The sequence below is a fragment of the Ezakiella massiliensis genome (assembly GCF_059862345.1).
In genome coordinates this window covers 106,775-126,440 of sequence record NZ_JCBCEO010000001.1, presented here as the reverse complement: position 1 = coordinate 126,440, position 19,666 = coordinate 106,775, and the positions used below count along the sequence as shown (strand labels likewise).

Sequence of the window (19,666 nt, the reverse complement as noted above, 5' to 3'; positions counted from 1 at the left end):
GATAGGTCGCCTCTTTTTATAATGACTTTATATATTCTTCGTATGATTCTTCGTTATTTGGAACCTTAATATCTCCATTAACGATGCTTTCTTTAAGTTTTTCAATTTCTTCTAAAACATCAGCTGGAACGTGTTTATCACTTGTTGGAGCAATATCAACGCCGTTATTAGCTAGTGAGAATTCAACTGTTTTGGCTTCGAATTTACCTTCAGCAAATTCTTTAGAAATATCATACATGGCAACGCCAACGTTTTTAATTGTTGAAGTAATTACGTGGTCAGGAGCAATATAGTTTTGGTCACGGTCAACACCGATAACCTTCTTGTCTGCTTCTCTAGCAGCTTCAATAACACCATCGCCTACACCGCCAGCAGCGTGGAATACAATGTCAGCTCCGCCTTCGTACATTTTCTTTGCAATAGCCTTACCCTTTGTAGCATCTGTAAAGCTGTCAGCATATTGTACTTCAACTTCAATTTCCTTACCTAATTCTTTTGCAGCGTATTGAACACCGGCTCTATATCCATATTCAAAAGCCCAAATAATATCTCCTTCAATACCGCCAACAAAACCTACTTTATTTGTTTCTGTCATCTTACCTGCAATGTATCCAACCAAGAATGAAGGTTCATTGTCTTTAAATACACAGTTAACAACATTCTTTAAATCTGGATTTGAAGAAACAGAGTCAATAAGTGCGTACTTTGTATCTGGATTAGCAGCTGCAGCAGCTGTTAAGTCTTTTTCTAGTTTAAATCCTACGCCCCAGATTAAACCATTTCCAGCTTCTAACATAGCTTGGAAGTTTGGAGCATAGTCTGATGGAATGTGACTTTCTACATATGATACATTAACTTTTGTATCTTTGTTAAGCTTTTGAAGGCCTTCCCATCCACCTTGGTTAAAGCTTTGGTCATTTACACCACCTTCGTCTGTAACCATACCAACTTTTACATTACTATAATCTACTGATTCTGTGTTTTCTTTATTTTCAGCGTTTGCATCAGCTGGCTTTTCGGATTTGTTTCCGCAGCCAAATGTAAATAACATTGCAACAGCTAATAAAATAGCAAATAACTTTTTCATAAAATCTCCTCGTTTTTAAATTTTTAAAGTTTAAATAATAAAAAGGTAGCTGAGTCGTGCAAGACGACCCAGTTTACCTTTATTTAATATTCTAGCAGTTAGCGTCTCCTGTGACATAACCTGCTTTTTCTAGTTCCTTGTGTGCAGCTTCTAGCTTTGCTTCATTGACCATAACAATTGGTCCTGTGCAACCCATTCCGCTTTCAGCGTAAATACCTACTGCCCATAATGCTTGAACAGCATCTTCAAGTTCTAGGATATCAATACCTGCGATTGAACCATCTACGATTTCTTTTTCAGGCATTTTTACTTCTTCTTTTGGTCCAGCTGCTTTTGTTGATTCAGCTTTCAAGCCATCTAAGATCTTATCTAAGCCAGCTTTTTCAGCCTTAGCATATTCTGATTTTTTGATTTGATCGATTCCACCGCGAGCTGTTCTAATTGCATATTCAAGTGCGTTTGCAACTACTGGATATCCACTAGCACGGCTTACGATAAAGATATGTCTATCATATCCTCTGCCGATACCAGGACCGTATCCGTAACCCATGGCTTCAAATCCGCCACCTGTTTGGAAACTTGAGAACATCTTCATCAAGATATTTCCTGTAAGTGTATCTGTAACCATAACATCAGGTACGCCTTGTAAGAGGTCATTACCTCTCATTACACAGCCACCATCTGCACGGTTTGATTCTGCAAAATGAAGTGTGTAGCCATTAGATGAAAGTTCTTTTAAAGCTCTTTCAACTTGTCTAGCACCGTCAACATTTAGAATACCAATTGTTGGTTCATCCTTGCCCATTGCCTTTGCAGTAATAACACCAGCAATAGCATTTAAAACCATAGCTTCAACCCTGTGTGGTGAAGAAGTTCCTGTAGTTGTAGCAATAGTCATTTCTTCTCCAAAAGCTGGAGTGATAACTCTACCTACAGTACTTACACCGATTGGGAAATTGTAGTGCATGGTAACAAAAGCTGAAACTTCTCCGCTATCAAGCAGTTCTTCCATCTTTTTGTAACCTTCATCTTCACTTGCAACATTGTATTGAACAAGATCAGTTTCTGCCTTATCACCAACAGTGATAATTACAACTTCTGATGATGGGTCAGCTGCTTGAGCTTTTTCTGCTCCCTTAACTAGGTTTTCGACTCCATGTTCACTGCCAAATGCTGTTAAACCGACTCTAACTTTTTTCCCAAAGCTACCTGATTCGATTCCATCAGCAATGTCCATAAAGACGTCACCAATCATCTTTTTAATATTTTGTTCTGACATCAAATCACCCCTATTCTTGAACGAATGAAGCTGCAAATTCTCTCATAGCATCTGCAACATATTTCTTAATTGTGTCTTCAGATACTCCCTTAGAATCTTCTCCCTTCTTACCGTCATTTGCTTCGATAACAATAGAAGCACCATCAAATAGGTTTGTCATACGTCCTAGGAACAAGCTTCCTTTACCAATTATCATAGCTCTGTTCATTTTGCCTTCGAGCATGTCTTCTCTAATAAATCCAAGGAATGGAACACCTGATGGAATATGACCTTGTGTTGGAGCCCATCCATTCATACCATAATCCTTAGCAAATGTTAGTAGGCCTTGTCTTTCGATTTCTCCGCCTCTAACAGCTAGAGCACCAATCATCTTATAGTTAGCTTCAGGAACGTCTCCTGCGCCAGCTGGTTTTGTGATGTCTGGGTTTTGCATTTCAACTGAATATTTATCAACGTCTGTAATCTTTAATCCAGCTTTTTCAAGTGGCATAGTTACAAGTGAAGAAATAACAGCTTGTGGTGCTGATCCAGTTCCTACTGTGTGACGACCAACGATGTCGTTTCTCATGATTGGGTTCTTGCCATCGTTTTCACCGATAACAGTTGCAAAACCTGCAACACAGTCTTCGATGATTGGAAGATCTTTCTTGACGTGGTCCTTACCGTTCATACCTAATTTAGCTGTACATCCACCTGCAACAACTAGAACGTTTTTAAATGTTCCAGCAGCAACTAGCGATGAAGCTTCAATAACAGCGTGTGATGGAGCAGCACAGAAACCTCTTGTATCTGATCCACTTGCGTTTACTAGGCCAGCAAATTCGGCAACAGCCTTAGCAAAGTTACCACCTCCACGTTGGTTCATATCTCCGCATGCTTCTTCTGAACATTCGATTACATATTCGATATCTTCTGGGTTAATTCCATTTTTATCAATGCAGTGTAGGGCAGACAAAACACCTGAAGCTTTAGCAACTAGGTTTTCAAACATTACATGAGCTGATAAGTTTTGATCTATTTCATGAGCTCTCTTAACGCATCCTACCACCTTACCATCATTTACAAGTGGCTCTGCACCATATTTATTGATAGCATCATCAATAGCTGATTGATCAGCACCATCTTTTAGTCTATTGACTAAATCATCATTAATGAGTGGGTGATCTGCCATTTTTTGTTTTACAGCACTGCTAAATTCATGTTCAAGAAGAACTAAGTCAAAAACATCAACGATTTTAATTAAGCCAATGAATTCATCTTGTGGCATAATTTCGCCGTATTTACCATGTCTATCAGCATTTGGCATCTTGTGATTTGTCCATGGCATTTCTAGGTCTGCAAGAACTTCTGGCCTTTCATTACCAATATAGATTTGGTTTGGATAATAGCTTACAACATCATCAAAACTTCTTAAGTGTTTTGGAACTGCGTCCAAATACTTTTGTTCAGCATCAATCTTAGCTTGATCTTTTTCATGTTCAATAATGAACTTTGCGCTTGTTTGTGTTGTACCATTATGAATAACCATATCTGGACAATGCATCAATACATAACTGCTTCCTTTGTTTACTGAGTAACTCAATATATACACCTCCATAAATTTGCTATTTTTATAAATAGCCTTGCCATACACATATACCCAAAATTATATGTATATATCCATATCAATTATACAATATTAGGCCAATAATAACAATACCCTTTTAATTTTTTTCGTTTTACCCTATAGAGTTTACTAATGATTATTTTTAAAAAGTTATCACTGGCTATTTTAAAACAAGTTCACATAAATTTACATAATCACCAAAAATTATTAAATTTATGCTCCAACAATTAAAAAATAAAACCGGGAACAAAACTGTCCCCGGTTGTTAGTGTACTAGTTATCAAAAACTGTTTGACCATCAACTTCTGTTGTTAATGCGTCAAGTGCTTTTCTAACTAATTTTTTCCTCAATTCATATTCTTCTTCCTTTGATAAGCTTGGGTCTCCAAGTGGGTGAGGAATAGCAATTGTAGGAACAATTCTATTAGCTCCAACTGTTTGTGAAATAGGAACAACAGTACACATATGAACTACAGGAAGACCTGCGCGTTCAATTTCCTTAACCATCGTTGCACCGCAACGTGTACAGGTGCCTCAGGTTGAGGTCATAATTACAGCGTCAACACCATCTGCAATTAATTTTTGTGCGTATTCTGCAGCAAATTTCTTAGCACTTGCTACAGCTGTTCCGTTACCAACTGTTGTATAGAATTTGTTGTGAAGTGATCCGATGACTCCCTCTTTTTCAAATTCTCTCATTACGTCAACAGGTAAAACTCTGTCTGAATCTTCGTTACAGTAAACTGGGTCATATCCACCATGAGCTGTTTCATATGTGTCAGCAGTAAGATCATTTACTCCTGTAATGTCATATTCACCGTATTTACTTGCTGATGATGATTCAATGTGGTCTGGGTTGCCCTTTGGAACAACACCACCTGAAGTACATAATGCAATCTTAGCCTTTGAAAGGTCTTTAATAGCTGGTTGTGGATCTACTCTGTCGAACTCTGGCATTGGATATTCTGTTACGAATTCTTCGCCTTTGAGTTTCTTTAAGAGCATATCTACAGCTCTCTTTGAACCAGTTTCTTCGTGGAAGAAGTTGTATCTGATTCCTCTTTCAATATAGCCTTCTTCTTCTGGTGTTCCGATTTCTTCACCTTTAACTAGCTTTAATGCTAAGTTTGCGATAGCTGGAACAGCCTTACCCATAGCTGCTGCTGAGTTACCTGTTGATACAATGTAAACAGATTTCTTAAACATATCAGCGCCAGGGTTTTCGATATACATACCGGTTACAGATGGAATTCCAAGTTCATTTTGAACTGCATCTGCAATAGTAGCACATGCTACCCCGTAACGTCCTGCGTTAAATGCTGGACCGGCGATAAATAAATCGGGTTTAATTTCTTCAACAATTTTGAGAATTTCAGCTTTAGCATCATCGATGTTTTCACCGAAGTATGAGTCACCACAAATGATGGTTTTTACTATATCAGCTTCGCCTTTAAATGCACCTTTAAGAGCATTACCAGGGCCAACTGCACCATCTCTAACCTCAGGCTTAATGTCAGCCTTTTCTTCCCCACCGATACCGGCGAAGAATTGGTTAATATAGTGAACAACTTTGATTTTCTCCATTGTGTTCCCCCTTTCTTCTATTCGGATGTGAATTTATAAAAATTGACAGTGCTGATCTCTCATTTCTTTGATTTCAGCGTTAATTGCTTCGCCATCAAGGACCATTTCCATCATTCCAATTTGTTCATCATAAACAGCTGGATCGATTTCGGCCTTAACTTCTTCTTCTAGTACATGGTATACCTTAAGTCCCAACGAGACTCCGGCGAGCGGACCTGCCCAGGTTGGATCTCCTGCAGTAACTGTTTCAGCAGCTAATCCTGCTGTTTCTGCTTCAGCTCCACCTAGTAAAACTACAACATTTTCTGCGCCGTACTTATCTGCGGCTTCTTTAACTCTGTTTTGGTTTTCCAAGTCCATTGCTCCTGCGGCGGTTCAGACGAAGCATTCAGTAGCTGAAAATACGACTTCAGCTGGTGTCGTCTTAATGCACTCTTCCATTGCAGGACCAGGAATACCATCTCTGTCACCAATGATGATGACTTTTGTATTGTCATTAAATAACATTCTTGGTTCCTCCCTTAAAATTTTAATTTTTGTTATTGTTTGTGAAAAATATTACTATTTTCCTCTAGCAGTTAAATATCCAAATCCAGTTTCGTTTGTTGCACCTGTAATTGCTTGGATTTCAACTTCTAATAATCCGTCTTCTCTAATTGCTTTGTCGGATCCACCAGCGATAATTGCAACATATTTTTCATCGCCGATTACATGGTCAAGTTTTGGTAATACAACAACTTCGTTTGCGTTACCACCTGTTACTACAGCATCTGCTAGTGGGTCAGCGTCAGCTAATGATTGGCTGGCACCGTCACGGCCTGCATATTCGTCTGTAATGATAACAGTCTTAACACCTTGTTTTTCAATCTTCTTGCAGTTCATGATTAGGTCTGTATCTGGGTTACCAAATCCTTCTTGTGAAAGAATGATACCATCAAGATCTAAATATCTGCAAAGTTTAGCTGTCCAGTTTGAAGAACGTTCCTTATCAGCTAGGTAAACGTTTTCGTTAGTAATAATCATACCTACGAAGTTGATTTCCTTGCCGTGAATCTTGTATAGATTCTTGATAACGTCGTTGTTCATGTGAACATAGCTTGGGTTTTTATCACAGCTTGAAACACAGTTTCCGCTGATGATAGCTCCATCCATAACTTCTGTTGGATATAACAGTGTTGGTACAATTTGTTTTGCGTCTACACCATATACATATGTGTCATGGAGTAGGCCTTGAGATTGTAGCATTTGTACATAAGCTACTCTTGGTAGTCCTTTGAATTTTTCAGCACCTTCCATCAAAGGTAATGTTTCATAAACTTCAACTTCATCAGGTTCTACATTTCTTCCTGCTTCTGCAAGATACATAGCTGTTTTAAATCCAGCTAATCTTAGAGCCTTTTCGTGATTGTGTTGCTTTAATCCTTCGATTGGATCAGCTTTCAATACGATGTTTAAAGTTTTTGAAAATGGTGTGTAGTCTGCACCTGGTCCAGTCATGTCTACGATTCCTTCTTGGAAGCCGACAACTTTACCAGTTGTTACAACTGCACAACCTTTGAGTACGTGGGTTTTACCACTTCCTACAACATCAACTTTTGACATAACCCCTGGGAAAATTCCCCCTGGGCCTTCAACTTTTACGCGTGGTTCAACAACATCTTTAACTGGTGTAATTCTGATGCTTTCACCTGGTCTAGCAAGTTCAACATCTGCAGTTGCGATGTGTTCGTCCTCTAAAACTAAATCGATAATTTCTTGTTTGTTAACAAAGAGAGTGCCGTTTTCGATTTTAGTTTCATTTCCGAATTGGATATCCTTAATAAGAATATTACCTATTTCGAGACGCATAAATTCACCTCCTTAAAATATTTATTTATCTAATCTGTGCACCGGGGAGGTGTACAGATTAAAACTAAATTATTGGTATATTATTTATACCCAGTACTTAAGCGTACTTTTCAAGCATGGCGCGAACATTTTCTTTTGTTGCGTCATCTGTGGTTACTGCATCAACTCTTTCACCATCTTTGTAGATAGCGATTACTGGTAGACCCATAACTTTTTCTCTAATAGCTAGTCTTCTACCTAAACCGATATCAAATGATGTGAATTTGATATTTTCGAAATCTTTTTCCATATCATGAACATGTGGCATTAAAGCTTTGCATGGTTCGCATGATTGGCTCCAAAAATCTACTAATACGTATCCTTCAGCTTCTTTAACTTCTTGGTCGAAATTTTCTTTTGTTAATTCTAACATTGATTTCCTCCTTTTAGAATGCTGCAGACTATTCTGCAAAGTTTTCTTCTATATATTTTTCAGCTTGTGTGGCAGCAATTGCGCCGTCACTGGTAGCTGTAACCACCTGTCTTAATAGTTTCTTTCTATTGTCTCCTGCTGCAAATACTCCTGGAATATTTGTGTGCATGTTTTCATCTGTTACGATGTAACCGTTTTCCATATCTACGATGTCTTTAACAATGTCATTTTGTGGTAGGAATCCGATAAATACGAAGCAACCAAATGTTCCGTCTTCTTCATCAGCATGGATTTCTCTAGTTTCTTTTGTTTTAGAATCTTCAAGAACCATTGTGCTTAACAAACCATCGCCCTTAAATTCTACAACATTTGTGTTGAATATAAAGTCAAGTTTTGGATTATTGAAAGCCTTTTCTTGGATGCTCTTAGCAGCCCTTAGGTCTTCTTTTTCTTTTCTGTAAATAATTGTAACTTTTCTAGCAAACTTTGTTAAGTACATAGCTTCTTCAAGTGCTGAATCTCCACCACCAACTACATATACTTCAAAATCTTCAAAGAATGCTGCGTCACATGTAGCACAGTAGCTTACGCCACGACCTGTGAATTCTTTTTCACCTGGGCATCCGATGTATCTTGGTGATGCACCTGTAGCAACGATAACTGCTTTGGCTTCATAAGTTTTTTCTCTTCCGATAAGCTTTTTAACTTTTCCTTCAAGTTCAACTTCTTGGATTGTATCTAGTACAAATTCTGATCCAAATCCTTCAGCTTGTTCTTTCATTCTTTTGATAAGTGATGGTCCGCCTGCGTTTTCAACGCTTCCTGGATAGTTAGCTACTTCATCAGTAGTAACGATTTGTCCACCTGCTTTTTCTTTTTCAATAATGATTGTTTTGAGCTTAGCTCTTGCTGCGTATAAGCCAGCAGCTAGTCCTGCTGGACCGCCTCCGATAATTGCTATATCGTACATAAAAACCCTCCTTAACTTATTTTATATATACCCAATCTACAAACAATAATAACGGACATAAAAACAAGAACTCCTTACAATTCTGTAGCAAATAGCTTAAAACTTCAGAGTTCTGTCCTTCACATAATTCTTTTACCTGAGTTTTCTAAGCAAAGCTTATTATACCTTCGGTGCCAAACTGGTCTCTCTTATGTGCTATCATCCAGTATATTAAGTTTGTAAATTAATTATATCATATTTTGAAATAAAATCAACATCAATATTTTATATTGATTAATTATCAACTATTCTCTACCCAAGTATATTACAGTTCAAAACATTTTTTCAAGGAAAAAGTTAATTGTTTTTATTATTGTAACTTTGCTGACTTTTCTTATTAACTCTCCTTGTTCACTACATAAGAAGCAATGTTGTTGGAGTGGTCACTAATTCTTTCTAGATTTGAGATACAATCCAAGAATACAATGCCAGGTGCAGCATCTACATATTTATTGGCAAGTCTACGTATGTGGTTTTGCCTATAAGTTTCTTCCATTTGGTCAACACTATCTTCTATTTCAAAAGCCTTTTGAGCTAAATCTTCATCTCTTTCTACAAAAGCTTCTATAGCTGTTTTGAAAACATTTTCACAGGCATCAAACATATGACCAAGTTCCTCTAAACCATCTTGAGAAAAAATTATTTCATCTCTTTCAATGTCTTCGTAGAGTTCGCAAATATTTTTAATATGATCTCCAACTCTTTCGATGTCGTTTATCATATACAAAAGATCGTCAATTTCCTTGTGCTCTGTGTCATTCAATAGAGATTCACGGCTTAAGGCAACTAAATAATTGGTAATTGACCTCTGCATGGAATTTATAACTTTTTCTCGTTCCATAATAGATTCGTAGTTTTTAGCCTTGCTATTTATTATTAAATCTTTAACCTCTTGCTGACTTTCTTTTACAAAGTCACCCATTCTAAGAGTTTCCTGCATGGCTTGACCCAAAGCAATTGACGGAGTCTTTAACATTCTTTCGTCAAGGTAAACTGTAAACTCATCCCCGTTGTCGCTGCCTGGTATAACTTTTTCAGCTAAGGCTACAAGTTGTTTAGTAAATGGATATAATAACATGGTATTTATAAGGTTAAAGCCCAAGTGGCTGATAGCTATTTGAGATGGGAGCGATGAAAAATTGCTTTCCATAAAATTGACGAATGGCTCTTTAAAAATAACAAATAATATTAAGAAAATAACAGAGCCTATTACGTTGAAAATAAAGTGTAAAAATGCCGCCCTCTTTGCAGTCCTATGAGCGCCCATGGAGCTAATGGCAGCTGTTATAGTACTACCGATATTGGATCCTAATAGGATGGGAAAAGCAGCTCCGATTGTAATTAAATTTTGCATGCCAAGGGCTTGGACAATACCAACTATAACAGATGAGCTTTGAACCATAGCTGTGGCAACAAAACCAACTAGCATACCAATAATTGGTGATTGCAAGGTGGCAATTGCGTTAACAAAAAAAGGAGTATCGCCTAATGGTGCGAGCCCGCCTTCCATTGTCATCATACCGAAAAACAAAATACCAAAGCCTAGGATAGCTTCCCCCGTTGCCTTGACAGTTTTGTTTTTTCCAGCGAGCACTAGAAGCGTTCCGATGCCTATCAAAAGTGGGGCATATTGATTTAAATTTAAAGCAATCAATATACCTGTCATGGTTGTACCAATATTGGCACCCATAATGACTCCGAGAGCTTGAGTAAGGGTCATTATATCAGCATTAACAAAACCCACAACCATAATAGTTGTAGCAGCACTTGATTGAATCATGGCCGTTACAAAAGCACCAACTATTATGCCTCTAATTGTAGATTTGGTAAGGGCGCCTACAATCGCTTTAAGTTTTCTACCCGCAGCCTTTTGTAGACCATCGCCCATTAGTGTCATGCCATATAAAAAGAGTCCCAATCCTCCTATGACTTGCATCGCAATTTCCATATGCTACTCCTTTAAAAAATATTCTAATTCTATTGTATATCTTATTTATTAAATTGTAAAGTGTTTTAGATCACCTTTTTAGGAAGGGAAAATCCAATTGACGGAGAGCCTCATATAGGACAATATTCGCAGAGTTGGCCAAATTTAAACTTCTTTTTATCTCCGTTATCATAGGAATTTTTATTAATGATTGCCTATAGGCATCTAGAATTTCATTTGGCAGCCCCTTGGTTTCTTTACCAAAAACAATAAAATCATTGTCCTTGTATTCTACTTCATGATAATACTTTGTGGCCTTGGTAGTTGCAAAATAAATATTAGCCCCCTTGTTTTTTTCTATAAATTCTTCAAAATTTTTATAAATGCTAAGATCAACAAGCGGCCAGTAATCTAGTCCAGATCTTTTTAAATACTTGTCTGAAATTTCAAAGCCAAAGGGCTCTATTAAATGAAGCCTGGTCGATGTCAGGGCGCAAGTCCTGGCAATGGCTCCTGTGTTATGGGGAATTTCCGGTTCATGCAAAACAATATTTAACATCCTAGTAGCTCCTTAATTTTTTTGTATACACCCTCTTCATTATAATGACCAATGATTTCTGATTTTGAAATAGCTTTTATATGATCAGGAGCATTCCCCATCAAAAATCCATGACCAACTATATTTAGCATAGGCAAATCATTTTCATTGTCTCCAAAAGCGGCCACATCTTTCAAATCTATATTGTGACTTTGAGCAATTGTTTTAATGGCAATTTCTTTTGTAGCAAGTGGCGATGTTATTTCTATATTATTAATCCATGATGAGCTGTTGTGAATATTGTTTTCATCCAAAAGTCTCCTAAAGGCAAGCCTTTTTTCATTGTCGTCGTCAATTATTATTATTTTATAAATCTCTTCGTCCAAGTTTTTCATTGCGTCAAAATCCATAATCCTAACTTTCAAGAGATCGTCATAGCCCTTTGGCATCCTTCTCCTATTGGTGGCGCTTGGATTGTCACCATAAGGAGTTATTAGTCCATCAATTGGATATAGATGAAAATACATATCCGTTTTCCTTAAAAGATCAATTGCCAGATTTAACTTATCTCTATCAATTGGAGCATTATAAATTTTATTGTCATTCTCATCAAAAATGCAAGCTCCATTTGTGCTTGCAATTGATGCATTTAACCCGTAGACTTCCTTGTATTTCTTTGGACTAATATAGACCCTACCCGTTATAAGAGCGAGTTTTATACCATTGTCCTGGGCGTAATGCAGGGCTTTTAAAGTGTTATTTGAAATTTCATAGTTGCTATTTAATAAGGTGCCATCCATATCAAAAGCCATTAGTTTAATTGCCATCTGTTTCCTCAATTATCTTTTTGAGCTCTTCCATAAAAGTTTTTGAGTCTTTAAAAGACCTGTATACACTTGCGAACCTAACATAGCTTATCTCGTCAACTTTTTTCAGAGCTTCCATAACCATCTCTCCAATTTCTGATGTTGGAATTTGCTTTACCATTTGGTTTCTGCATTCTCTTTCGACATTATCGACAATCTTATTCATAGTTTCAGAAGTAACTGGTCTTTTTTCACAGGCTCTAATGATACCTCTTAAGATCTTTTCTCTATCAAATTCTTGGGTAGATCCATCTTTCTTTGAAACTAAAAGTGGAGCCATCTCATATCTTTCATAGGTCGTAAACCTAAATTGACACTTGAGACATTCACGTCTTCTTCTAATTGTTTTATGGTCTTCGCTTTGTCTACTATCAACTACTTTTGAATCATGGTAGCCACATCTTGGACAATACATAATTACCTCCTATTACATAACAAAAAGACGCTTGTTTACCAAGCGCCTAATCTAATACTATCCTCTTAAGAATGGCGGAATATCAAGCTGCCAAGGATCTGCTTTCTTTTCTTCTTTATCTTCTGTTTCTTCTGAACCTTCAACTGCATCTGCTTGTTTGCCAGCAGCCTTGCCTTCGAATTCAGTTGCAATAACTGTAATCTTGATTGAGTCACCAAGTGATTCATCAATACCAGCACCGAAAATAATATTTGCATCTGGGTCAACCGCTTGTCTAATGAAGTCTGATGCTTCGTTTAATTCAAGCATACCCAAATCTTCTGAACCTGTAATATTAATAAGAACAGATTTTGCACCTTCTATAGATGTTTCTAGTAGAGGAGATTCAATTGCAAGCTTTGCAGCTTCGGTAGCACGATTATCTCCTTGAGCAAATCCGATACCCATGTGAGCAATGCCTTGATCTTGCATAATTGTTTTAACGTCTGCAAAGTCAAGATTGATTAAGTTAGGTACTGAAATCAAATCTGAAATGCCTTGAATACCTTGTCTTAAAACATCATCAGCCATCATAAACGCATCTCTCATTGTCGTTTTCTTTTCAGAAATTTGAAGAAGTTTGTCGTTAGGGATGATAACTAGAGTATCAACTTTCATTTTTAATTCAGCAATACCTGTTTCAGCATTTCTCATGCGTTGTCTGCCTTCAAATGTAAATGGTTTTGTGACAACACCAACTGTAAGTATGCCCATATCTTTTGCGAGTTCAGCTACAACTGGAGCAGCTCCTGTACCAGTACCGCCACCCATACCACTGGCAATAAATACCATATCAGCACCACTTAATTCAGCAATGATTTCATCTTTGTTTTCCATTGCTGCTTGAGCGCCGATGCTTGGGTTAGCTCCTGCACCAAGTCCCTTTGTAATCTTGTCTCCAATTTGAACTCTTGTTTCAGCCTTGCTTGATTGAAGGGCTTGACGGTCTGTATTTAATGCAATAAATTCAACGCCCTTAACTCCACATTCAATCATTCTGTTTACTGCGTTGTTTCCGCCTCCGCCAACACCTATAACTTTGATCTTGGCAAATTTGTCAACGTCCATTTCAAAATCGATCATAACTTTCCCCCTAAAAATTTCTTGTATATATTATACCACAAAATTCTAATTAATGCTATTTTTAATTAAAATTCTTCTTATCTCAGCAAAATTATTAAAAATTCTGCTACCAAAAACTACAATTGTTGCATAGTACATTGGCACTCCTACTTTTTGTCCAAAATAAGTAAGCACAACTGCAATTATTGTATTGCCTATAAAACCCGACAAAAATATTTTGTTTTCAAACTTGTCTTGCAAGCTAGCATTAATTCCTCCAAAAACTGAATCCATTGATGCTAGTATAATAACCGACACGTAAATCGTGTAGGCAGTATTATAAGTGTATGGTAAAATCACACCTATCATTACACCAACTATTAAACCCAAAATAACTATTAACACTATCTCACCTTCTTTGGAATAAATATTTCATCTGATCTATTTATCTCAACCCTTATGCTGTAAACTTCTTCTAGCAACTTTAAATAGCCGTTTGTATCATATAAACCCGCATATAACTTTTCTGCATCACCTATAGCCCTTATTACAAATGGAACCGCCTTTGGTACACCATCAATCCTAACAATTGGGCCTCCACACTTTACATCTGTAGTTTCTATTACCCTTATATCATTAATAGAAATCGCCTCAGCGCCATTAGATTTTAAGTCATTTATTATATTTATGATATCAATATCGTGCACGATTCCAAAATTTGTATTTTGAAATACGCTATCCTTGCTATCTTCTAAAACAATTTCAACTCCCTGGCCAATCAAATCCGTCTCGCAGGCCAGCTCTTGATACTTATCTCTCTCATGCTTTAAATGGTCTTCCATGACCTCAGGAGACTGAAGGCTTTTTATCTGCAAGACCTTTTCATTTAAATTACTAATGATTTCCTTGTTTACCCTTATTTGTTCATTGACAATTGCAAGCTCCTTGTTTTTATTTTCGCTTACAAACTCCTTGTCCATATCCTCAGTTTCAACATTCATTTTAAGGCTCAGTCCAAACAAGATGCTCATAAAAACTGTAACTATGATTATGGATTTATTTATCTTCATTTGAAACCGTCTTAGCAAATTTAAAATCTTTTAGCATATTAATTTTTTCTATGCTGACATTATCATCTTCTTTAACAATAGCTTCAAAGCCATAATTTCTTAAGGAATCCATAACACCGGTTTTAATGTTAATGGCAGGAATAATCGTGTCCTTGTCTCCAATAGCCTTTATAATAATAGGAGAACTAACGCTAACGCCATTTATCTCCAAAAGCCTTTGAGCAAGTTCAACTTCAGTATAGGCAGTAATCCTTTGGCCATTAATTGAAATCGCCTCTGCTCCTGCAGAGTTTAAAACTGAAATCAATCTTAAAATTATCTCCGGATTATTGTCTATAGAAGAACCTGTATCTTCTACACCTTTAGGATTATTTATTGTAATTATAATTCCCTTGCCACTTACATCAGTCATGCAGGCTAGTTTTTTATATTTTTCAATTTCATCGTACAAGATACTTGTCTTGTCGTCATTTTCTTTGTATTTGTTTTCATAGGCCAGAATTAAATTGTTTAAATCTTCTATTTCCTTCCTTTGCCTATCTCTTTCTTCTATTGATTTTTTAAGCTCTGTCGCCAGTTCTCTGGACCTTAGCTCTCCATCCTTGGTTTTAATTGAATTGTTTTTGCTAACAGTCCTAACCTGGAGGCCTATTACTATTCCCAAAAGGATTGATACAATCAATAAAGCTAAAGAATATTTATTCTTCATCCTTGTCCTCCTTTTTTGGAACTATTACAGCCGGGTCCATATTGAGCTTTATAATCTCCGCTGATTTACCCTGATCGCTTAAGTTTTCTAAGGCGTTTATAATAAAGTTTAACTTGTACTTTATATTTTCAGCCCTTCCAAAGTCAATTTTTACATTGCCTTGCCTAAGCATACCAAATTCATTGTTCTTTTGAAAACGGATTTCCTTGTATTTCTTGAGTTCTCCAACCTCTCTGGCTGTATCCAAAATCACCTTGAGCGACTCTAGACTTTCGTCTATTTCAAATATATTATCCCCTGGTTGAATTGCCTTTATTTCGTGACCTTTTACTAGAGGTAAAACATCAGTAGCCTCAACTCTTTTAAGGACCCTGCCCTCACTGTCACAAATATAAATCTTTCCACCTGAATAATAGCTGAAGTCTTCGTCTCTTTCTGTGATTTCTATTGAAATTTTATTTTTCGACTCCCTAGATATTTGCACATCCTTTATATAAGGAAGTTTCCTAATATTTTCCTCAGCCGCCTTAACGTTGGCTTTTAAAATATTTTCTCCATATTTTAAAGCACTCGCATCCACAACTTCTTTTTCAGTCGTTTTTTTACAACCGCTGACTCCAATTACATCCAGTTTGAAAAAACTAGTATTAAAAAGCAAATACAAGACTCCAAGAACACTGATAATAGCTGCAAATATTCCAGCCCGCCTAATCTTTTCGAGCCGTCTTTTTTCTTTTCTTGTCATCTTTTTCATTTTATTTTAGAGCCTCCAAGATATTTCTAGCAATTATCTTTGCTGAGTCAGGCTCATAAAACTGACCAACATTTTCAGACATTTGGTTCATCTTTTCTTTGGTCTCAATAATATCTTCAACCATGGCCAAAAGCTTTTCACCATTTAGCTGGTCTTCAGTTATCATTTGGGCAGCATTTTTTTCATAATATTTAAGAGCGTTGTAATATTGATGATTTTCCTTTACATAAGACTTAGGAATCAATATCGACGGCTTTTTCATAGCCGCAATTTCTGTAAGGCCTTGAGCTCCGCAGCCTGATATAACAACTTTGGCCTTAGCCATAATATCAAATAGCTCGTGGTTGTATGTGTAAACTTCGGCGTATGCAGGAAGATTTTTTACTGCTTCTTGAAATTCTTTTTCCCAATTCAATCCGCATATATGGACCCATCTAAAGGGCAGATCCGCGTGACTATTAAAAATTTCAGCCACGGCTTCATTAATGGATTTTTGTCCGCCGCTACCACCAAATGACAAGACCAAGTCTTCAGTTTGTCCATCATAGTGATCGAAGTTTGACCTAATAGGAATTCCGCCATAAACCTTGTTTGATGATTTTTTAAATTTTTTTATGTCATCTTTAAATGGATAAAAGGTAATGTCTGAATACCTGTCTAAAAACCTAGTCGTAACCCCATAGTGAGCATTTGACTCATGAATAAAGAGTGGAACTTTTTTTAAATGAGCCGCATAGCCAATTGGCCCTGATACATATCCCCCAGTTGCCACTACAGCATCTGGTTTGTATTCTTTGATATGTTTTTTGGACTCCCTTAGCCCTTTAAAAAACGCATTAGCAGATTTTATAGCCTTTAAACTCGGCTTCAAGTAAAGGGGCTTAGAATGTATGCCCAAAAACTTATAGCCTTCCCTCTCAGCAATTTTTTCTTCCAAAAGTCCAGGCACACCTACATAAAATATTTCCACATCTGCTTGTTTTTTAAGTTCTTCGCCGATGGCAATAGCAGGATAAATGTGGCCTGCTGTTCCACCACCTGTTAAAAATATCCTCATTTTCTTTGCACCTTCAACTTTCCTTTGCTCATTATATTTAAAGCCACACCTGCAAATCCGCAATAAGTAATAATAGATGACCCACCATAACTTATAAATGGCAGAGTGATTCCCTTGGCTGGAATAGCATTTAAAACAACAGCTATATGAATAAAACTTTGAATAAAGACAAATAATGAAAAGGCAAGCAAAACTAATCTTTCATACTTATCTTCAAGTTTTCTGGAGAAAAACACTGGTATCAAAACAATTCCAAGTATTGCAAATATTACCAGCATGCCGCCAAACATTCCTAGCTCTTCAGATATAATAGAAAAAATGTAGTCCGAATATGCTGCATAAACATAGCCGTGTTTTTGTATTGAATTTCCAATTCCTACGCCACCAAAACCTCCGTTTGCAACTGCATACATACTTTGAATTGCGTGCCAGCCCGTATCTAGTCTGTCTGAAAATGGGTCTAAAAATGCATTCCACCTGTTTCTTCTATACTGAGTACCAAATATAGCATATACAAGAAATATAACTCCTCCACTTGTGTATAGGAGAAATTCTGCCATTGTCATATGAGTTATAAAATATAAAATAAATATTACGCCTAATATTACAATAACTGTCCCCAAGTCCTTTTGCAAATATACTACGCCAGCAGAAAGAGCTATTATAAATAAAATTATAGCCCTAGTTTGTCCTGAGATTTTTCTCCTAGACATAACAGCCGGGAAAAATAAACCCACACCAAGCTTCAAAAAGTCACTCGGTTGAAAGCTTATAGGCCCAATCCTTAACCACCTATAAACATCATTTACCGTTTGATCTTTAAATAGCGTAAAGGTTAAAGCACACATAAATACAGATCCAAAAAGAATGGCTGGACTTGCGTACCTAAAGAAGTTAATCGGTAGTTTGTATGCAACAAGCATGCCAATTAATCCAATTATAACAAATATAAATTGTCTCTTACCAAAATAGTTGGGGTCGTTATTAAACCTTTCTGCATACTTGATTGCAAAAGGATAACTGGATGAATAAACCATCATAACTCCCAAAGTTAAGAGAATTAAAACCAATATTAAAAAAACTATTACTGGTCTTCTATTTGCCATTAATTAACTCCTTAATATATTCTTGAAATTTTTCCCCGCGTTCAGCATAGCCTTTAAATTCATCAAAACTGCTGGCCCCAGGGCTTAAAATCAACTTATCGTTTGCTTCAGCAATTTCAAAGCCAAACTTGCTGGCCTCTTTCAAATTATCAAAAACTTTATAATTTTTAATGCCGAGTCTGTCAGCATTTTCCTTTAATTTATCCTTGATGCCACCTTCAAGCAAAAACATTTTAATGTCCCTACATTCCTCAAAGATTTCAGAAAAATCTGTTCCCTTGTCATAGCCACCCAAAATTAAAATTGCATTATCATCGTAATTTCTCATAGCCATTACGACAGCGGAAGGGTTTGTGGCCTTTGAATCGTCCACAAATTCAACTCCCTTATGGATTAAAAAGCTGTCCATCCTGTGCGGGTCGAGTTTAAAATCCTTTAAAAACCTATCTATATCCCCTTGGTCAGCTCCCATTAAAACAGCCGCCATAACCGAAGCTGCCAGATTTGATAGATTGTGTTTTTGCTTGTATTTTATTTGGTCCAAAGAAATCTCAAATTTATTGCCTTCAAAATTGAAATTTATCTTTTCCCCATCAAAATATGCATTTGCATTTTTATCTTCTAATGACACGGTCAAAATTTTGGATTTTGTCTTTAATGAAGACTTATCAATCCTATCCTTATCTATAATTAAATAGTCATCTTCTCTTTGATTCTTGAAGACATTGTACTTGGCATTTTTATAATTTTCAAAATTCCCATGCCAATCCAAATGATCTTCTTCGATATTTAAAAGTAGGCTGACGTGAGCCCTAAACTCATCTATATCATTTAATTGAAAACTGGAAAGTTCAAAGACATAAATATCTTCGTCTTTAACTTCAATTTCCATAATAGGCGTGCCAATATTGCCCGCAACTCTTGCATTTTTATCTTCAAGGAGCATGCCAATCATCCTGGTAACAGTAGTCTTGCCATTGGTCCCTGTAACTGCAACAATATTTTGCGGTTTAAATTCATGGTAAAAAAATTCTATATCGGTAATTATTTTTACACCTTCGTCTCTTAAGGCCTTCACATGGGCCTCGTGTGGCGGAAAGCCAGGACTTTTAACAGCAAGGTCAATATTTTTTAAATCTATAATTTCATCGCCTGCAAAGGATTTAATACCACGCTTCTCGTAGTCTTTGACTTTTTCAGAGTCACCATCATAAACTGCAAAGTGAACTTGTTTTTTTGTCAGATATTCACAAATAGAATTGCCGGTCTTGCTAAGACCCATTACCAAAATCATCTTT

Annotated in this window: 20 protein-coding genes and 1 riboswitch; all 20 genes read right to left on the bottom strand. The window is 36.7% G+C overall.

Translation table 11 applies throughout. The annotated features are described in order from the left end of the window. Positions 1-16: 16 nt before the first annotated feature. The 20 genes from AC6FXG_RS00620 to murD all read right to left on the bottom strand — a co-directional run bounded on the left by AC6FXG_RS00620 (position 17) and on the right by murD (position 19,662). Entirely contained in the window at positions 17-1,087 is a 1,071-nt protein-coding gene (locus AC6FXG_RS00620) for a BMP family lipoprotein (protein ID WP_500571144.1), read from the bottom strand. Between the two features lie 91 nt (positions 1,088-1,178). Beyond that, positions 1,179-2,366: a glycine/sarcosine/betaine reductase complex component C subunit alpha gene (gene grdD, locus AC6FXG_RS00615; RefSeq protein WP_075573842.1), complete on the bottom strand. Its 1,188-nt coding sequence runs from the start codon at positions 2,364-2,366 to the stop codon at positions 1,179-1,181. Positions 2,367-2,376: 10 nt separating this feature from the next. After that, complete coding sequence (grdC, locus tag AC6FXG_RS00610) at positions 2,377-3,948, bottom strand: glycine/sarcosine/betaine reductase complex component C subunit beta (protein ID WP_075573843.1); 1,572 nt, start codon at positions 3,946-3,948, stop codon at positions 2,377-2,379. A 297-nt stretch (positions 3,949-4,245) separates the two neighbouring features. After that, the gene (gene grdB, locus AC6FXG_RS00605) at positions 4,246-5,556 is read right to left on the bottom strand and encodes a glycine reductase complex selenoprotein B (protein WP_500571143.1); all 1,311 of its coding nucleotides are present in this window, start codon (positions 5,554-5,556) and stop codon (positions 4,246-4,248) included. A 33-nt stretch (positions 5,557-5,589) separates the two neighbouring features. After that, the gene (gene grdA, locus AC6FXG_RS00600) at positions 5,590-6,063 is read right to left on the bottom strand and encodes a glycine/sarcosine/betaine reductase complex selenoprotein A (RefSeq protein WP_083427720.1); all 474 of its coding nucleotides are present in this window, start codon (positions 6,061-6,063) and stop codon (positions 5,590-5,592) included. A 54-nt stretch (positions 6,064-6,117) separates the two neighbouring features. Further along, complete coding sequence (locus tag AC6FXG_RS00595) at positions 6,118-7,404, bottom strand: glycine/sarcosine/betaine reductase component B subunit (RefSeq protein ID WP_500571142.1); 1,287 nt, start codon at positions 7,402-7,404, stop codon at positions 6,118-6,120. A 97-nt stretch (positions 7,405-7,501) separates the two neighbouring features. Beyond that, positions 7,502-7,816 carry a thioredoxin TrxA gene (trxA, locus tag AC6FXG_RS00590; RefSeq protein WP_296255252.1) on the bottom strand — a complete coding sequence of 105 codons (315 nt, stop codon included), beginning with the start codon at positions 7,814-7,816 and terminating at the stop codon, positions 7,502-7,504. Between the two features lie 28 nt (positions 7,817-7,844). After that, on the bottom strand, positions 7,845-8,786 hold the full coding sequence (gene trxB / locus AC6FXG_RS00585) for a thioredoxin-disulfide reductase (protein ID WP_500571141.1): 942 nt from the start codon (positions 8,784-8,786) through the stop codon (positions 7,845-7,847). Between the two features lie 114 nt (positions 8,787-8,900). Continuing rightward, positions 8,901-8,987: riboswitch (glycine riboswitch) on the bottom strand. A 175-nt stretch (positions 8,988-9,162) separates the two neighbouring features. Then, positions 9,163-10,773: a Na/Pi cotransporter family protein gene (locus tag AC6FXG_RS00580; protein ID WP_500571140.1), complete on the bottom strand. Its 1,611-nt coding sequence runs from the start codon at positions 10,771-10,773 to the stop codon at positions 9,163-9,165. A gap of 70 nt (positions 10,774-10,843) precedes the next feature. Continuing rightward, a complete protein-coding gene (gene trmL, locus AC6FXG_RS00575; RefSeq protein ID WP_500571139.1) occupies positions 10,844-11,311 on the bottom strand; it encodes a tRNA (uridine(34)/cytosine(34)/5-carboxymethylaminomethyluridine(34)-2'-O)-methyltransferase TrmL in 468 nt (155 codons plus the stop codon). Further along, positions 11,305-12,117, bottom strand: a complete 813-nt coding sequence (locus tag AC6FXG_RS00570) for a Cof-type HAD-IIB family hydrolase (RefSeq protein WP_500571138.1) — start codon at positions 12,115-12,117, stop codon at positions 11,305-11,307. The genes trmL and AC6FXG_RS00570 overlap by 7 nt, the downstream gene beginning before the upstream one ends. After that, positions 12,107-12,571: a transcriptional regulator NrdR gene (gene nrdR / locus AC6FXG_RS00565; protein WP_075573852.1), complete on the bottom strand. Its 465-nt coding sequence runs from the start codon at positions 12,569-12,571 to the stop codon at positions 12,107-12,109. The genes AC6FXG_RS00570 and nrdR overlap by 11 nt, the downstream gene beginning before the upstream one ends. A gap of 57 nt (positions 12,572-12,628) precedes the next feature. Further along, a complete protein-coding gene (gene ftsZ, locus AC6FXG_RS00560) occupies positions 12,629-13,693 on the bottom strand; it encodes a cell division protein FtsZ (protein WP_075573853.1) in 1,065 nt (354 codons plus the stop codon). 45 nt (positions 13,694-13,738) lie between these two features. Further along, a complete protein-coding gene (locus tag AC6FXG_RS00555; protein WP_500571137.1) occupies positions 13,739-14,077 on the bottom strand; it encodes a small basic family protein in 339 nt (112 codons plus the stop codon). Beyond that, positions 14,077-14,742 carry a DUF881 domain-containing protein gene (locus AC6FXG_RS00550; protein ID WP_500571136.1) on the bottom strand — a complete coding sequence of 222 codons (666 nt, stop codon included), beginning with the start codon at positions 14,740-14,742 and terminating at the stop codon, positions 14,077-14,079. The genes AC6FXG_RS00555 and AC6FXG_RS00550 overlap by 1 nt, the downstream gene beginning before the upstream one ends. Continuing rightward, the gene (locus AC6FXG_RS00545; protein ID WP_500571135.1) at positions 14,729-15,451 is read right to left on the bottom strand and encodes a DUF881 domain-containing protein; all 723 of its coding nucleotides are present in this window, start codon (positions 15,449-15,451) and stop codon (positions 14,729-14,731) included. Before AC6FXG_RS00545 ends, AC6FXG_RS00550 begins: the two co-directional genes overlap by 14 nt. Next, positions 15,441-16,205: a cell division protein FtsQ/DivIB gene (locus AC6FXG_RS00540; protein ID WP_500571134.1), complete on the bottom strand. Its 765-nt coding sequence runs from the start codon at positions 16,203-16,205 to the stop codon at positions 15,441-15,443. The genes AC6FXG_RS00545 and AC6FXG_RS00540 overlap by 11 nt, the downstream gene beginning before the upstream one ends. 1 nt (position 16,206) lies before the next feature. Beyond that, complete coding sequence (locus AC6FXG_RS00535; RefSeq protein WP_500571133.1) at positions 16,207-17,262, bottom strand: UDP-N-acetylglucosamine--N-acetylmuramyl-(pentapeptide) pyrophosphoryl-undecaprenol N-acetylglucosamine transferase; 1,056 nt, start codon at positions 17,260-17,262, stop codon at positions 16,207-16,209. Then, entirely contained in the window at positions 17,259-18,368 is a 1,110-nt protein-coding gene (locus AC6FXG_RS00530; protein WP_500571132.1) for an FtsW/RodA/SpoVE family cell cycle protein, read from the bottom strand. Before AC6FXG_RS00530 ends, AC6FXG_RS00535 begins: the two co-directional genes overlap by 4 nt. After that, positions 18,358-19,662, bottom strand: a complete 1,305-nt coding sequence (murD, locus tag AC6FXG_RS00525; protein ID WP_500571131.1) for a UDP-N-acetylmuramoyl-L-alanine--D-glutamate ligase — start codon at positions 19,660-19,662, stop codon at positions 18,358-18,360. The genes AC6FXG_RS00530 and murD overlap by 11 nt, the downstream gene beginning before the upstream one ends. Between the last annotated feature and the right edge of the window lie 4 nt (positions 19,663-19,666).

Excerpts from the sequence above, each read along its gene's own strand:
- AC6FXG_RS00530 (WP_500571132.1), bottom strand. The coding sequence starts at position 18,368 with ATGGCAAATAGAAGACCAGTAATAGTTTTTTTAATATTGGTTTTAATT.
- AC6FXG_RS00620 (WP_500571144.1), bottom strand. The coding sequence starts at position 1,087 with ATGAAAAAGTTATTTGCTATTTTATTAGCTGTTGCAATGTTATTTACA.
- AC6FXG_RS00580 (WP_500571140.1), bottom strand. The coding sequence starts at position 10,773 with ATGGAAATTGCGATGCAAGTCATAGGAGGATTGGGACTCTTTTTATAT.
- AC6FXG_RS00545 (WP_500571135.1), bottom strand. The coding sequence starts at position 15,451 with ATGAAGAATAAATATTCTTTAGCTTTATTGATTGTATCAATCCTTTTG.
- AC6FXG_RS00595 (WP_500571142.1), bottom strand. The coding sequence starts at position 7,404 with ATGCGTCTCGAAATAGGTAATATTCTTATTAAGGATATCCAATTCGGA.
- AC6FXG_RS00535 (WP_500571133.1), bottom strand. The coding sequence starts at position 17,262 with ATGAGGATATTTTTAACAGGTGGTGGAACAGCAGGCCACATTTATCCT.
- nrdR (WP_075573852.1), bottom strand. The coding sequence starts at position 12,571 with ATGTATTGTCCAAGATGTGGCTACCATGATTCAAAAGTAGTTGATAGT.
- grdD (WP_075573842.1), bottom strand. The coding sequence starts at position 2,366 with ATGTCAGAACAAAATATTAAAAAGATGATTGGTGACGTCTTTATGGAC.
- AC6FXG_RS00550 (WP_500571136.1), bottom strand. The coding sequence starts at position 14,742 with ATGAAGATAAATAAATCCATAATCATAGTTACAGTTTTTATGAGCATC.
- trxA (WP_296255252.1), bottom strand. The coding sequence starts at position 7,816 with ATGTTAGAATTAACAAAAGAAAATTTCGACCAAGAAGTTAAAGAAGCT.
- trmL (WP_500571139.1), bottom strand. The coding sequence starts at position 11,311 with ATGTTAAATATTGTTTTGCATGAACCGGAAATTCCCCATAACACAGGA.
- AC6FXG_RS00570 (WP_500571138.1), bottom strand. The coding sequence starts at position 12,117 with ATGGCAATTAAACTAATGGCTTTTGATATGGATGGCACCTTATTAAAT.
- trxB (WP_500571141.1), bottom strand. The coding sequence starts at position 8,786 with ATGTACGATATAGCAATTATCGGAGGCGGTCCAGCAGGACTAGCTGCT.
- ftsZ (WP_075573853.1), bottom strand. The coding sequence starts at position 13,693 with ATGATCGATTTTGAAATGGACGTTGACAAATTTGCCAAGATCAAAGTT.
- AC6FXG_RS00540 (WP_500571134.1), bottom strand. The coding sequence starts at position 16,205 with ATGAAAAAGATGACAAGAAAAGAAAAAAGACGGCTCGAAAAGATTAGG.
- murD (WP_500571131.1), bottom strand. The coding sequence starts at position 19,662 with ATGATTTTGGTAATGGGTCTTAGCAAGACCGGCAATTCTATTTGTGAA.